This window comes from Citrobacter sp. RHB36-C18 (assembly GCF_013814485.1).
Lineage (GTDB): Bacteria > Pseudomonadota > Gammaproteobacteria > Enterobacterales > Enterobacteriaceae > Citrobacter > Citrobacter braakii.
The window spans coordinates 2123607-2138116 of the sequence record NZ_CP057125.1 but is presented as its reverse complement, the minus strand read 5'-3'; the positions used below and the strand labels follow the sequence as shown (position 1 = coordinate 2138116).

Below are 14510 nucleotides of genomic sequence, written 5' to 3'. Positions count from 1 at the left end.
CGGCAATTAGTCGTAAAAAAACCCCGCCGGAGCGGGGTTTTGTCTTACACAGATAACCGATTAATGACGCGCACGAACAATCTGGTATTTGCGCGTCAGATATTCGACCGGAACGCTCCAGATGTGCACCAGACGCGAGAACGGGAACAACAGGAACAGCGTCATACCCAGCACCAGGTGCATACGGAAAATGAACGCGACGCCATCCAGATATTGAGACGCCCCACCCTGGAAGGTCACCACTGTCTGCGCCCAGTTCACCAGCTTCATCATCTCGCTGCCGTCCATATGCTGGGCGGAGAACGGAATGGTCAGCAGGCCCAGCACACATTGGATCACCAGCAGGGAGAGGATCAGAATGTCCGCTCCGGTAGTGGTCGCCCGCACACGTGGGCTGAACAGGCGGCGTTTCAGCAGCAGGACGCCGCCAATCAAACACATCACACCACTGGCACCACCCGCGAACATCGCCATCTTTTGTTTCACTTCAAGCGGCAGCCACGCTTCATACATCCAGTGTGGTGTCAGCATGCCAAGGAAGTGCCCGGCAAAAATCCCCAGGATCCCGATGTGGAACAGGTTTGACGCCAGGTTCATCCCTTTGCGATCCAGCATCTGACTGGAAGCCGCGCGCCAGGTATACTGCCCATAGTCATAACGCAGCCAACTGCCAATCAGAAAGACAGAACCCGCGATGTATGGATAGATGTCAAAGAAGAACGTATTCAGGAAGTGCATTATTGCTGTCCTCCGGTGGTGATATTCAGATACTGCGGCGCAACAGCCCCGGCAAAACGACGCTGGTGAGCGGAAATTTCCGACTCACCACACCCCTGATCGGCGAAGAATTTCACCTGCTCTTCTTCCCAGACCGCATCCAGCGCTTGTGGGGTATCGTCACGCGCTTCATCTGCAATTTTTTCAGCCACTTTATCGCTGTCGATAACGGTATTCGCCAGTTTTAACAGCAGATCGAACAGCACCGCATAACGGCTTTCACGCTGTTGCAAGCGAGCGCTGAGCAGCGCCAGAATCGGCGCGATATCCTGTAACCCCCCTAATGCTTCGCTTTTCGGCAACTGCGCAAGGTATTCCAGATACAGCGGCAGATGATCGGGAAGTTCGCGGCTGTCGAGCTGCAGACCGTGCTGTTCATACTGCGCCATCAGGTCAACCATAGCCTGACCACGATCGCGGGACTCGCCGTGTACATGTTCAAACAGCAACAACGAGGTGGCGCGGCCACGGTCAAACAGTTCGCTATAGCTTGCCTGCACATCCAGCATGTCCTGCGCGGTGAGATCGCGCAGGAAAACGCCCAGAGTCTGGGCATCCTCTTTATCCAGGTTCTCAGATGACGCGAGTGCATCGAAAAGTTCCTGCTGATGCTGCCACAAGGCAGCATCCGGGTACTCGAGCAGACGCGAAACAATGACAAGTTCAATCATTGGTGCGGCTCCGTTTTGCTGGTCACATCGACAGCGTCGATGCGGCGGCTGTTGAACAGATTGAATTTAGTATCAGAACCGTGGCAACCGTCACCGAAGGTAAAGCCACAACCGCTTTTCTCCGGGAACGCGTCACGCGCCAGTTCACGATGGCTGCTCGGTACCACGAAACGATCTTCGTAGTTAGCAATCGCCAGATAACGATACATTTCCTGTGCCTGCGCTTCGCTTAAGCCCACCTCTTCCAGCGCACGGGTATCAACTTTACCGTCAACGGTTTCCGCACGTTTGTAGTGACGCATCGCCAGCATACGTTTCAGCGCCAACAGTACCGGCTGAGTGTCGCCTGCGGTCAGCAGGTTCGCCAGGTACTGAACCGGGATACGCAGACTGTCAACGTCCGGCAGAATACCGTTGCTGCCCAGCTCGCCCGCATCGGCGGCAGACTGGATCGGTGACAAAGGCGGCACGTACCAGACCATCGGTAGCGTGCGGTATTCCGGATGCAGCGGCAGCGCCAGCTTCCAGTCCATCGCCATTTTGTAAACCGGCGACTGCTGTGCAGCATCAATGACGCTCAGCGGAATACCATCTTTCAGCGCTTGTTCAATAACAGCCGGATCGTTTGGATCGAGGAACACGTCCAGTTGACGCTGGTACAGATCTTTCTCGTGCTCCGTGCTTGCCGCACTTTCGATCGCATCTGCGTCATACAGCAGTACGCCGAGGTAACGAATACGGCCTACGCAGGTTTCGGAACAAACGGTCGGCTGACCGGCTTCGATACGCGGGTAGCAGAAAATGCACTTCTCAGATTTCCCGCTCTTCCAGTTGAAGTAGATCTTCTTATACGGGCAGCCAGTGATACACATACGCCAGCCGCGGCATTTATCCTGGTCGATCAGCACGATGCCATCTTCTTCACGCTTGTAGATAGCGCCGCTTGGGCAGGTCGCCACGCACGCCGGGTTAAGGCAATGCTCACACAAACGCGGCAGATACATCATGAAGGTATTTTCGAACTGACCGTACATCGCCTTCTGCATGTTTTCGAAGTTCTGGTCTTTGGCGCGTTTTTCGAACTCGCCCCCCAAAATTTCTTCCCAGTTCGGACCGCTGGTGATTTTATCCATCCGCTGACCGGTGATCAGCGAACGCGGACGGGCAATCGGCTGCGCCTTACTGTCTGCTGGGGCGTTGTGCAACGTTTGGTAGTCAAAATCAAACGGCTCATAGTAATCATCCATGCCCGGCAGATGCGGGTTAGCAAAGATTTTACCCAGCAGCAGTGCTTTGTTACCCATGCGCGGCTGCAGCTTGCCATTGATTTTACGGATCCAACCGCCCTTCCATTTTTCCTGGTTTTCCCAGTCGTTCGGGAAGCCAACGCCAGGCTTACTTTCGACGTTGTTGAACCAGGCGTACTCCATACCTTCACGGCTGGTCCAGACGTTTTTGCAGGTCACTGAACAGGTGTGGCAGCCGATGCACTTATCGAGATTCAGCACCATGCCGACTTGTGAACGAATTTTCATTTTACGCTCTCCTGTACCTGGTCATTGCCTTCGCCATCCAACCAGTTAATGTTCTTCATCTTACGTACAACTACGAACTCATCGCGGTTTGAACCGACGGTACCGTAGTAGTTAAAGCCGTATGCCAGTTGCGCATAACCACCGATCATGTGAGTTGGTTTCGGCGTAATACGGGTTACCGAGTTGTGGATCCCGCCGCGCTGCTGGGTGATTTCAGAACCCGGCAGGTTAACAATACGTTCCTGCGCGTGGTACATCATGGTCATCCCGGCCGGCACACGCTGGCTGACAACTGCACGCGCCGTCAGCGCCCCGTTGCTGTTGAATACTTCGATCCAGTCGTTATCTTCGATACCAAGATCCTTCGCATCAACTTCACTCATCCACACAATCGGACCACCGCGAGACAGCGTCAGCATCAGCAGGTTGTCGCTGTAGGTGGAGTGGATACCCCATTTCTGGTGCGGCGTCAGGAAGTTGAGCGCTTTTTCCGGGTTACCGTTAGATTTCTCGCCGATCACCGCTTTCACCGAACGGGTGTCGATTGGCGGACGATACACCAGCAGGCTCTCACCGAAGTCACGCATCCACTGGTGATCCTGATACAACTGCTGGCGACCAGACAGCGTACGCCATGGGATCAGCTCATGAACGTTGGTATAACCGGCGTTATAAGACACATGTTCATCTTCCAGACCTGACCAGGTCGGACTGGAGATAATTTTGCGCGGCTGCGCCTGGATGTCGCGGAAACGAATTTTTTCGTCTTCTTTATTCAGCGCCAGATGCGTATGGTCACGACCAGTAAATTCACTCAGCGCCGCCCAGGCTTTAACGGCAACCTGACCGTTAGTTTCCGGAGCCAGCGTCAGGATCATCTCAGCAGCATCAATTGCGGTATCCAGCATCGGTTGGCCTTTCGCCGGACCGTCAGCCTTGGTGTAGTTGAGCTTACGCAGCAGATCCATTTCGCTCTGGGTGTTCCAGGCAATCCCTTTACCGCCGTTACCAATTTTTTCCATCAGCGGACCAATGGAGGTGAAACGCTCGTAGGTTGCCGGATAATCACGCTCAACGGTCATGATGTGCGGTGCCGTAACACCTGGAATCAGGTCGCATTCCCCTTTTTTCCAGTCCTTCACGTCCAGCGGCTGCGCCAGTTCAGCGGCGGAGTCGTGCTGTATCGGCAGCGTAACGACGTCGGTTTCTTTACCGAGGTGCCCCACACAAACTTCAGAGAATTTCTTGGCGATGGCTTTATAGATTTCCCAGTCGCTCTTCGATTCCCAGGCCGGGTCAACGGCCGCAGACAGAGGATGAATAAACGGATGCATATCCGAGGTATTCATGTCGTCTTTTTCATACCAGGTAGCGGTCGGCAGCACGATATCGGAATACAGACAGGTACTCGACAGGCGGAAGTCCAGCGTAACGACCAGATCCAGTTTGCCGTCCAGTCCGTTATCCTGCCATTCCACTTCTTCTGGCTTCACGCCGCTCTGCTGGCCGAGATCTTTGCCCTGAATACCATGTTCAGTACCCAGCAGATACTTGAGCATGTACTCGTGGCCTTTACCGGAAGAACCGAGCAGGTTTGAACGCCAGATAAACAGGTTACGCGGATGGTTTTTACCGTTTTCCGGCTGCTCTGCCGCAAAGCGAATAGAACCTTCTTTCAGGGATTTAACGGTGTAGTCCACCGGCGTCATACCTGCTTTCTGCGCTTCTTTCGCGATATACAGCGGGTTAGTCCCTAACTGCGGCGCAGACGGTAACCAGCCCATACGTTCAGCGCGAACGTTAAAGTCAATCAAATGACCGCTATAGCGGGATTTGTCTGCCAGCGGAGACAGCAGTTCCTGCGCAGTCACCGTCTCATAGCGCCATTGGCTGGAGTGGTTATAGAAGTAGGAGGTACTGTTCATATGACGAGGCGGACGCTGCCAGTCAAGAGCAAACGCCAGCGGCTGCCAGCCAGTTTGCGGACGCAGTTTTTCCTGCCCTACGTAGTGGGCCCAGCCGCCGCCGCTCTGGCCGATACAGCCACAGAACACCAGCATATTGATCAGGCCACGATAGTTCATATCGAGGTGGTACCAGTGGTTCAAACCGGCGCCGACGATAATCATCGAACGACCGTGCGTTTTATCTGCGTTATCCGCAAATTCACGGGCGATGCGCACAATCTGAGAACGTGATACGCCTGTAATTTTTTCTGCCCACGCTGGCGTGTACGCTTTCACGTCATCGTAACTGGTCGCGCAGTTTTCATCGTTCAGACCACGTTCCAGGCCGTAGTTGGCCATAGTCAGATCGTAAACGGTGGTCACCAGCGCCGTAGATCCATCGGCCAGTTGCAGGCGTTTAACGGGCAATTTATGCAGCAGAATGTTTTCCAGTTCGACTTTACTGAAGTGCTCGGTGCCTTCGCCACCAAAGTACGGGAAGCCCACTTCAGCGATATCATCCTGGCTACCCAGCAGGCTGAGCTGCAGTTCGGTTTCATCACCGGACGTGCCGTCGCGCTGCTCAAGGTTCCATTTGCCTTTTTCGCCCCAACGGAAACCAATTGAACCGTTTGGCGCAACCATTTCGCCGTTGCTGTTGATAGCGACAGTTTTCCATTCCGGGTTATTTTCCTGCCCCAGAGAGTCAACCAGATCCGCAGCACGCAGCATACGACCAGCAGCATAGTAGCCGTCGCGCTCTTCGAGCATCACCAGCATTGGCATGTCGGTATAACGACGAACGTAGTCGGTGAAATATTGGCTCGGGTTATCGAGGTGGAACTCGCGCAGCATGACATGACCCATCGCCATTGCCATCGCCGCATCGGTTCCCTGCTTCGGAGCCAGCCACAGGTCGCACAGTTTGGCGATTTCTGCGTAGTCCGGAGTAATTGCTACTGTTTTGGTGCCTTTATAACGAACTTCAGTAAAGAAGTGCGCATCCGGGGTACGGGTCTGCGGTACGTTAGAGCCCCATGCCAGAATGTAGCTGGAGTTATACCAGTCGGCAGATTCCGGTACGTCGGTCTGCTCGCCCCAGGTCTGCGGGGAGGCTGGCGGCAGGTCACAGTACCAGTCATAGAAGCTCAGGCAGGTCCCGCCAATCAGCGACATATAACGTGCGCCGGACGCATAAGAAACCATCGACATCGCCGGGATCGGCGAGAAGCCTGCGACGCGGTCAGGACCATAGGTTTTGATGGTGTAAACGTTAGATGCGGCAATCAGCTCATTCACTTCCTGCCAGGAAGAACGAACGAATCCACCACGACCACGCGCTTGTTTGAAGCTTTTTGCTTTGTCGGCGTCTTCGATAATGGATGCCCATGCATCTACCGGATCGCGGTGCAGTCTTTTTGCTTCACGCCACATCTTCATCAGACGTTTGCGCATCAGCGGGTATTTCAGACGGTTAGCGCTGTAGAGATACCATGAATAGCTTGCACCACGCGGGCAGCCGCGAGGCTCGTGGTTGGGCATATCTGGACGAGTGCGTGGGTAGTCAGTTTGCTGGGTTTCCCAGGTCACCAGACCATTTTTCACATAGATTTTCCAGCTGCATGAGCCGGTGCAGTTTACACCGTGGGTTGAACGCACGATTTTGTCATGCTGCCAACGCTGGCGGTATCCATCCTCCCAGTCCCTGTTGGTATTGAGAAGCTGGCCGTGCCCATCGGCAAAGGTTTCGCCCTTCTGCTTGAAGTAGCGAAACCGGTCCAGGAATTTACTCATCGGTTTTCTCCTGTAGGAGCCTGACGGCTCTCTGATAAATCGACATTGCTTGATTGAGAGCGAAGGTAACGCTCTGAAAGGGCGTGAGAATTGATAACGATCAAGGCAGGCAGGGATGAAAATTGAGGGCCGATTTTGACATACCCCCTTAGTGGGATATCGATAAATCAATCAACATATTGAATTTTATTGATTTTTTTAAACTCACTTATCATACAAATGTTAAATTCTTTATAAGTGGGTATTAAGGGGTATCCCCCCTGTTTAGCATATTACGAGCACCGTTCTAACAGGCTGTTGTCGTGCCACAACATAAAAGTATGTTGTAACTAATTGCAGGCAAAAAAAAAGCGCGGTCTAACACCGCGCAATGGATAATCAACAGTTACTACTTTTTTACTTTTTAGAATGACGTCCGTACACCGCCCAGGTGATAACCACACAGGCGACATAGAAGATCAGGAATACTTTCATCGCATCGACCGGAGAGCCAGTTAATGCCAGGGACGTACCGAATGCTTTCGGGATAAAGAAGCCGCCGATCGCACCAATAGCTGAGATAAAGCCCAGCGCTGCCGCAGTGTCGGTCGCCGCCTCGCGCATCGCTTTCTCTTCTGAACCGCCTTCAGCTTTCACTCTGTCCATCGTCAGCTTGCGAAAGATAACGGAAATCATCTGGAAGGTTGAACCACTCCCCAGACCAGCCGTCAGGAACAGCGCCAGGAACACCGCAAAGAAGGCGATGAAGTTGCCACCGACACCGTTTGATGGCAGCGTCAGGAACAGTAAGGCACTGAAAATAGCCATCAGCACGAAGTTCACCAGCGTTACGCGGGTCCCCCCCAGTCGGTCAGAGATTGCGCCGCCTGCTGAACGTGCCAGGGCGCCAATCAACGGTCCAAAGAAGGCGTAATGCAGGATCTGTACCTCAGGAAACTGCGTTTTTGACAGCATCGCGAAACCGGCAGAGAAACCGATAAATGAACCGAAGGTTGCCAGATACAGCAGGCTCATAATCCACAGGTGCCCGCGTTTCAGCACCGGCAGTTGCTCTTTCAGCGAAGCTTTTGAGGTTGCCAGTTCATTCATACCAAACCATGCGGCCAGCGTTAATACAGCCAGGAACGGTACCCAAATCCATGCGGCGTTTGCCAGATACAGCTGCGTACCATCCGGTTGTTCAACACCCTGGCTGCCAAATGCGGCAAAGATTGACAGTGAAACCACCAGCGGAGCGACTAACTGCATCACGCTGACGCCCATGTTACCCAAACCACCGTTCAGACCCAGCGCGCCGCCCTGTTTCTGTTTTGGAAAGAAGAAGCTGATGTTTGCCATGCTGGAGGCAAAGTTCGCACCGGCAAAACCGCACAACAGCGAGATAATGATAAAGGTACTAAATGGCGTGGAGGTATCCTGCACCGCAAAACCTAACCATACGCAAGGAATGATCAGGATACCGGTGCTGAACGCCGTCCAGCGACGTCCACCAAACAGGGGGACCATAAAGGAGTACGGTACACGCAGCAGCGCGCCGGACACCGAAGGTAATGCCGTCAGCATGAACAGTTGTTCAGTGGTGAAATCAAATCCGACTTTCGGTAAGTTCACCGCCACGGCGCTAAATAACATCCACACGCAAAACGCCAGCAGCAAGCAAGGGACGGAAATCCACAGGTTACGGCTGGCGATTCGATGACCACGCTGCTGCCAGAAGGCGGGATCTTCCGGCCGCCATTCGGTAATTACAGCTCCAGATGCCCTTTCCGGGGCAGATGAGTGACTCATAGACACCTCTGATACTTGTTTCGATGCCTGCCACATTAGGGTTTACAGCTGGAGGTAAGTTGATATAAATCAAAGGAAAAGGTGTCATTATTGATGACTGAAATTTATCATCATCCTAAATGAGTACATAACTTCGGTAAAAAAGATGTGGTTTTTCACGCTTCTGTCGTCCCCTACTCCCCCTCGTTTAGGATCTCTCCCTCTGGCGGCAATTAAGGGGTAGCCCGTTTGAGGTATGGGTATACTCCAGTGTATCGCCGAGAATAACGCCACTGCCTGCAGCAGAATCGTCATTCAATAAGGTTTTCGGTTTTACGAAAACCCGAAGGAACAAGTCACCATGTTTAAACGTTGTCTTTCCCCGCTTACGCTGGTCAACCAGGTGGCGCTGATTGTTTTATTGTCTACTGCCATCGGCGTGGCGGGTATGGCAGTCTCTGGCTGGCTGGTTCAGGGCGTTCAGGGTAGCGCGCATGCAATCAACAAAGCGGGATCGCTACGCATGCAAAGCTATCGCCTGCTGGCGGCCATACCGCTGGACGCCAACGATCAACCACTGCTGGATGAAATGGAGCAAACGGCGTTTAGCCCGGAATTGACGCGTGCCGCGCAGCGTGACGGACAACAGGCGCAGTTAAAAGCCTTACAGGATTACTGGCACACCAAACTGGCACCGGGGCTTGCGCATGCGCAAACGCCCGATGCGGTAGCGCAGGATGTCAGGCGCTTTGTGGGCGGACTGGATAAGCTGGTCACCGCCTTTGACCATACCACCGAGTTACGCATTGAACGCGTCGTCTTGCTGCATCGCCTGATGGCCGTATTTATGGCGTTGCTGCTGGTCTTCACCATTATCTGGCTGCGCGTGCGCCTGTTACAGCCGTGGAAACAACTGCTGGCGATGGCGCGAGCCGTCAGTCAACGTGATTTTACCCAACGCGCACATATCAGTGGGCGTAATGAGATGGCAGCTCTGGGCTCGGCGCTGAATAATATGTCGGAAGAACTGGCCGAAAGTTACGCGGTGCTGGAACAGCGGGTACAGGAGAAAACGGCGGGTCTGGAGCACAAAAATCAGATCCTCTCTTTCCTGTGGCAAGCCAACCGCCGTCTGCACTCTCAGGTGCCGTTGTGCGAACGCCTCTCTCCGGTACTGAACGGTCTGCAAAATTTGACCCTGCTGCATGATATTGAACTGCGGGTCTATGACCTGGAAGATGAAGATAATCATCAGGAATTTACCTGCCAGTCCAATGTCAGCTGTGATGAGAAAGGCTGCCATTTGTGTCCGCGCGGTACGCTACCCGCCATTGACGGCGGTATCACACTGAAATGGCGGCTAACCGACGCCCATACTCAGTATGGTATCCTGCTCGCGACTTTGCCGTACGGACGCCATCTCAGCCACGATCAGCAGCAACTGGTTGATACCCTGGTTGAGCAACTGACCGCAACGCTTGCACTCGACAGGCATCAGGAGCGTCAGCAGCAGTTGATCGTGATGGAAGAGCGTGCCACCATTGCGCGCGAACTTCATGATTCTATTGCACAATCGCTCTCCTGTATGAAGATGCAGGTGAGCTGTTTGCAGATGCAGGGCGATGCGCTTTCAGATAACTGCCGCGAGCTGCTCAGTCAGATTCGTAACGAGCTAAACGCCTCCTGGGCGCAACTGCGCGAGCTGTTAACGACCTTCCGTTTACAGCTGACGGAACCTGGATTGAGACCGGCGCTGGAAGCCAGCTGTCAGGAATACAGCGCACGTTTTGGCTTTACGGTTAAGCTGGATTATCAGTTGCCACCGCGTCTGGTCCCTTCGCATCAGGCGATTCACCTGCTACAAATTGCGCGCGAAGCCCTGAGCAACGCCCTCAAACACTCTCAGGCCGATGAAGTGGTCGTGACGGTGGTGCAAAATGGTAAGCAGGTCAAACTTACAGTGCAAGATAACGGCTGCGGCGTACCGGAAAACGCCGAACGCAGTAACCACTACGGCATGATAATCATGCGCGACCGTGCGCAGAGCTTGCGCGGCGATTGCCGTGTACGCCGTCGCGAGACAGGCGGTACTGAAGTTGCTGTCACTTTTATTCCCGAAACAAACTTCACAGAAGTCCAAGGAGATACCCATGAGTAATCTGGAACCGGCAACCATCCTGTTGATCGACGATCATCCGATGCTGCGAACCGGTGTAAAACAGCTTGTCAGCATGGCGCCCGATATCACCGTTGTCGGCGAAGCCAGCAATGGTGAGCAGGGTATCGAGCTGGCAGAATCCCTTGATCCCGATCTGATCCTTCTTGATCTCAACATGCCCGGCATGAACGGTCTGGAAACACTCGACAAGCTGCGTGAGAAATCACTGTCAGGCCGTATCGTCGTGTTTAGCGTATCCAATCATGAAGAAGACGTGGTTACTGCACTGAAGCGCGGTGCCGACGGTTATCTGCTGAAAGATATGGAGCCGGAAGATTTGCTGAAAGCATTGCAGCAAGCGGCTGCCGGTGAAATGGTGCTGAGCGAAGCCTTAACGCCGGTTCTGGCCGCCAGCCTACGCGCCAATCGTGCAACGTCCGACCGTGATGTTACCCAACTGACGCCGCGCGAACGCGATATTCTTAAGCTCATCGCCCAGGGCCTGCCTAACAAGATGATCGCTCGCCGCCTTGACATCACCGAAAGCACGGTAAAAGTTCACGTGAAGCATATGCTGAAGAAAATGAAGCTCAAATCACGTGTTGAAGCCGCGGTATGGGTGCACCAGGAACGTATTTTCTGATAACGCGCGTATGCGTCATTGTTAACGAGGATCATTTTCCGAAACGGTAGTAAACGGTTCGGTCAGTGATAGCGTGATCTCATTGGAAGAGACACGCTGGCCCTGCTCATCTTCTACCACCACAGACAACCGCCAGCGGTTCGTCGCACCTTCTCTGCTGTCCCACTTCGGCATAATAATCGTCCAGCCCTGCGCGCTTCGGTTATTGCTGCCAGCCGTTAAGCTCAACGCCTGAGTATCGCCCTGCCACGTCAGGTGGCGGATCCCATGCAAACTACGCACCTGCAGCTTCAGCGCCACCGTCTCTCCCGGTTTGAGATCCCAGGGTGGCGTGGCCAAAAATACCGACAGCGTTTTACGCTGGCGATACTCCAACGTCGGCAAATTGTTACGCTGCGGATCGTCATAACGACTGCCGCGCAGTGAACGGCTGTTCACCACCTCACTGACCATCAACTGTTTTTTTAACGGCACGCCAAAACGGTAACTAAGCGTTAAGCCGAGGTTATTCTGGCTAATGCCGCTTTCACCCTGCTTATGCTGCGCTGTCACCGTGATCAGCGGCACCGGTGTATAGCTCAGCCCGAGGTTCACCGCCACCGGATTGTGATACCCGGTTCCCGAATGAAATAGATCCACCCGGTCGCCAAAATACTGTTCCACGCTGACGCTGGTATTGAGGTGTTGATAGAACGGCATCCGCATTTGCGCGGTCAGATCGTAGCCGCGGGCCATCCGTTGTTGCTGGGTTGCAAAACGATCCTGCCAGGAAGACAACGGTTGATAATAGTTAGCGGATAAGCGCAAATATTCGCCCCACGCCTCCGCGCCGAGGCCTCCCCGGGGCAGATTTTCATCCAGTAAGTTGTCATAAAAGGTGTTGTAACCCAGTAACCAACCGTCGCGTACCCAACGTTGCCCAATCCCCGCATTACTGACTAAGCCATCGTCCTGTTGCGTCACTCCTAGCTGGCTCCAGGTAAGATAACGTTGGTTATCCTGCCACGGCACAAACCAGCTTCCCCGACTCCCGGTAAAACTGCCTTCGTTATCCACCTGCAACCCGATGCTGGCGTTTCCCCAGGGAGAAAGCCAGGATTCCAGTTGCTGATTCACCTGTTCGCTGACCGTATCTCGCACCTGGCCAAACGCGAACTGCTTCGCCTGTTCACCGGTATCAAGCCCGTTATCAGTCATGCTGGCTTCACCAAACGCTTTGACCATTTCGGCAAAATGCTTTTCGCCTGCCCGCGACTCCGGGGCCATACCAAGATCGGGCAAGCCATCACTATTGTTATCGAAAGGGTTTTCAGCCTGGTGCACAAAGGACGACTGCGCGTTAGCAGTACCGCCTGCCAGCGGCAAGAGTGCGAATACAGCAAGAGAAGAACAGATAATACGGCTCAAATCGTTAGTGGTTTCTTACATCAATTAGCCACAGTGGCATACTTATCTTAAACCATAACGTTTTTCAGCGTTGATTTTCAGCCCCTCCCCCTTTTTTCGGCATTATCCTGGCATTGAGAAATAGGTGTAACATACGTGTCGGTTATTAACGCTCACATGCAGTAACAGGAGTAAAAATGCAAAAGATAGTGATCGTCGCGAACGGAGCGGCTTATGGAAGCGAATCGTTATTTAACAGCCTGCGTCTGGCTATCGCCCTACGCGAACAGGAAGCCGGTCTCGACCTGCGTCTGTTTTTAATGTCTGACGCCGTAACCGCAGGATTACGTGGTCAGAAACCCGCGGAGGGCTACAATATTCAGCAAATGCTGGAGATCCTGACAGCGCAAAATGTTCCGGTAAAACTATGCAAAACCTGCACCGATGGTCGTGGGATCACGGCGCTGCCGTTAATTGATGGAGTGGCCGTCGGCACGCTGGTAGAACTGGCTCAATGGACGCTGGCTGCAGATAAAGTGTTGACCTTCTGATACACCGTTTTCAGGCAAGCGCACTGAAAGTGTCGATAATTTCCGGATTTAATATTTGATGGGCGCGGTTTCGTTGAACGTTAGCACGCCCGTTCAACCCTTTTGAGGTGTTTTGTCACTTTTGTTTAATCGTTATGCCATTTTTTGATCAAAATCAGCATCCTGTTGCTCCCCCTTTGGTGTTATGCAATGAGTGAAATGTGAACAACATCACGCAGCACTTTCGACAGAAAGTACGTTGTTTTCAAGAACGGGGTGAAAAATGGCATTAGTGAAGGCAAGTTTAAAGTTATTTGGTGGCGATACGGTGGTTGTGCGCTGTTCCGAGCGCTGTCACATCCATCTGATGAGCGAAAAAAATCACGTCAAAGACACGCAGTCCGACATCTTAAGCGTGCAGGATCGTGATAACGCATGGTTGACCGTGCCCTATACCGGCGTCTGGAACGTGCTGATCGACAGCCACAGTCAGTCGCTTGAGCATTCGATAAGTTATATTGCAGCCTAAGCGTGACATGCCCGAAAAGCACCTGGCTTTCGGGCATATAATTCCACGCCGGGTTCAGGCAAACCCTGGCCGCATAACGCCTTCCGGCAGGTTCTCTCCCAACAATCGTTTGACCGTGATCACCAGATCATTAAGACAATCATCCTGCATCCCCAGCTTGACCAGCTCTTGTTCCAGCGAGAACAGATACTGGGCATTAGTGCCTAAAGGTCCGCTGGCCGCGGCAATAAGCGGCGCGATCACCTGCGCGCGCGTGTCTGACTCAAACAGCGGATGGCGCGGATCCATAATAAACACCAGCGCGTTCACCGTACGGCCGTCATCAAGCGCCAGCTGGCACCAGGTCGGCAGATAGCATCCGGTGATCATTTCTCGCTTCCACAACAGAGAAAGCTCTTGTTCCAGCGACGCGTCCGGCAAGCGGTAGGCCACACCGGTGGTGCGTCCGCCCTCTTTCAGGGCCAGCATGCGTCCTGGCTGACACGCCGTTCCTCGCCCCGCCGTCAGGCGCAGACAAAATGCACGGTGCCAGCCGACTAATGTCCCGGTACAGGACTCTTCAAACTCTAAGGCCGGGTTCCACATCAACGATCCATAACCGAAGATCCACACCGGTCCATCATCTGGTCGACAAGCGAGCGTGGCGGCCAGTGAGGCTGCACGTTGTTCCGCTGACCAGAGTAGTGATTCTTCAATAGCACCAAATGCCGTCTTACAGTCGGCATTCAATAAAAAATCACGCGTTAACACCTTACACCTCCGCCACTGCTGCTT

11 protein-coding genes are annotated in these 14510 nt (G+C 53.5%); 4 read left to right on the top strand and 7 right to left on the bottom strand.

Translation table 11 applies throughout. The annotated features are described in order from the left end of the window. Positions 1-60: 60 nt before the first annotated feature. The 5 genes from narI to HVZ52_RS10130 form a co-directional block, all read right to left on the bottom strand. Complete coding sequence (narI, locus tag HVZ52_RS10150) at positions 61-738, bottom strand: respiratory nitrate reductase subunit gamma (RefSeq protein ID WP_181599199.1); 678 nt, start codon at positions 736-738, stop codon at positions 61-63. Continuing rightward, positions 738-1448, bottom strand: coding sequence for a nitrate reductase molybdenum cofactor assembly chaperone (narJ, locus tag HVZ52_RS10145; RefSeq protein WP_049042853.1), 711 nt, complete (start codon positions 1446-1448; stop codon positions 738-740). The genes narI and narJ overlap by 1 nt, the downstream gene beginning before the upstream one ends. Further along, positions 1445-2983, bottom strand: a complete 1539-nt coding sequence (gene narH / locus HVZ52_RS10140; RefSeq protein WP_003833388.1) for a nitrate reductase subunit beta — start codon at positions 2981-2983, stop codon at positions 1445-1447. Before narH ends, narJ begins: the two co-directional genes overlap by 4 nt. Further along, a complete protein-coding gene (locus HVZ52_RS10135) occupies positions 2980-6723 on the bottom strand; it encodes a nitrate reductase subunit alpha (protein WP_181599198.1) in 3744 nt (1247 codons plus the stop codon). The genes narH and HVZ52_RS10135 overlap by 4 nt, the downstream gene beginning before the upstream one ends. 396 nt (positions 6724-7119) lie before the next feature. Continuing rightward, a complete protein-coding gene (locus tag HVZ52_RS10130; RefSeq protein ID WP_016153284.1) occupies positions 7120-8511 on the bottom strand; it encodes a NarK family nitrate/nitrite MFS transporter in 1392 nt (463 codons plus the stop codon). A gap of 340 nt (positions 8512-8851) precedes the next feature. Between HVZ52_RS10130 and narX the strand changes: the two genes are divergently transcribed. Beyond that, positions 8852-10648 carry a nitrate/nitrite two-component system sensor histidine kinase NarX gene (gene narX, locus HVZ52_RS10125; protein WP_016156734.1) on the top strand — a complete coding sequence of 599 codons (1797 nt, stop codon included), beginning with the start codon at positions 8852-8854 and terminating at the stop codon, positions 10646-10648. Beyond that, on the top strand, positions 10641-11291 hold the full coding sequence (gene narL / locus HVZ52_RS10120; protein WP_003020756.1) for a two-component system response regulator NarL: 651 nt from the start codon (positions 10641-10643) through the stop codon (positions 11289-11291). The genes narX and narL overlap by 8 nt, the downstream gene beginning before the upstream one ends. Before the next feature lie 21 nt (positions 11292-11312). Here narL and HVZ52_RS10115 read toward each other — a convergent pair whose 3' ends face one another. Beyond that, positions 11313-12698: a YchO/YchP family invasin gene (locus HVZ52_RS10115; RefSeq protein WP_181599197.1), complete on the bottom strand. Its 1386-nt coding sequence runs from the start codon at positions 12696-12698 to the stop codon at positions 11313-11315. 176 nt (positions 12699-12874) lie between these two features. Here HVZ52_RS10115 and HVZ52_RS10110 point away from each other — a divergent pair, with 176 nt between their 5' ends. Beyond that, on the top strand, positions 12875-13228 hold the full coding sequence (locus HVZ52_RS10110) for a DsrE/DsrF/TusD sulfur relay family protein (protein WP_016156736.1): 354 nt from the start codon (positions 12875-12877) through the stop codon (positions 13226-13228). 262 nt (positions 13229-13490) lie between these two features. Next, positions 13491-13736: a DUF1883 domain-containing protein gene (locus HVZ52_RS10105; RefSeq protein WP_003833405.1), complete on the top strand. Its 246-nt coding sequence runs from the start codon at positions 13491-13493 to the stop codon at positions 13734-13736. A gap of 54 nt (positions 13737-13790) precedes the next feature. On the opposite strand, the gene HVZ52_RS10100 is transcribed toward HVZ52_RS10105, so the two are convergent. Next, entirely contained in the window at positions 13791-14486 is a 696-nt protein-coding gene (locus tag HVZ52_RS10100; RefSeq protein ID WP_016156738.1) for a gamma-glutamylcyclotransferase, read from the bottom strand. Positions 14487-14510 lie beyond the last annotated feature (24 nt).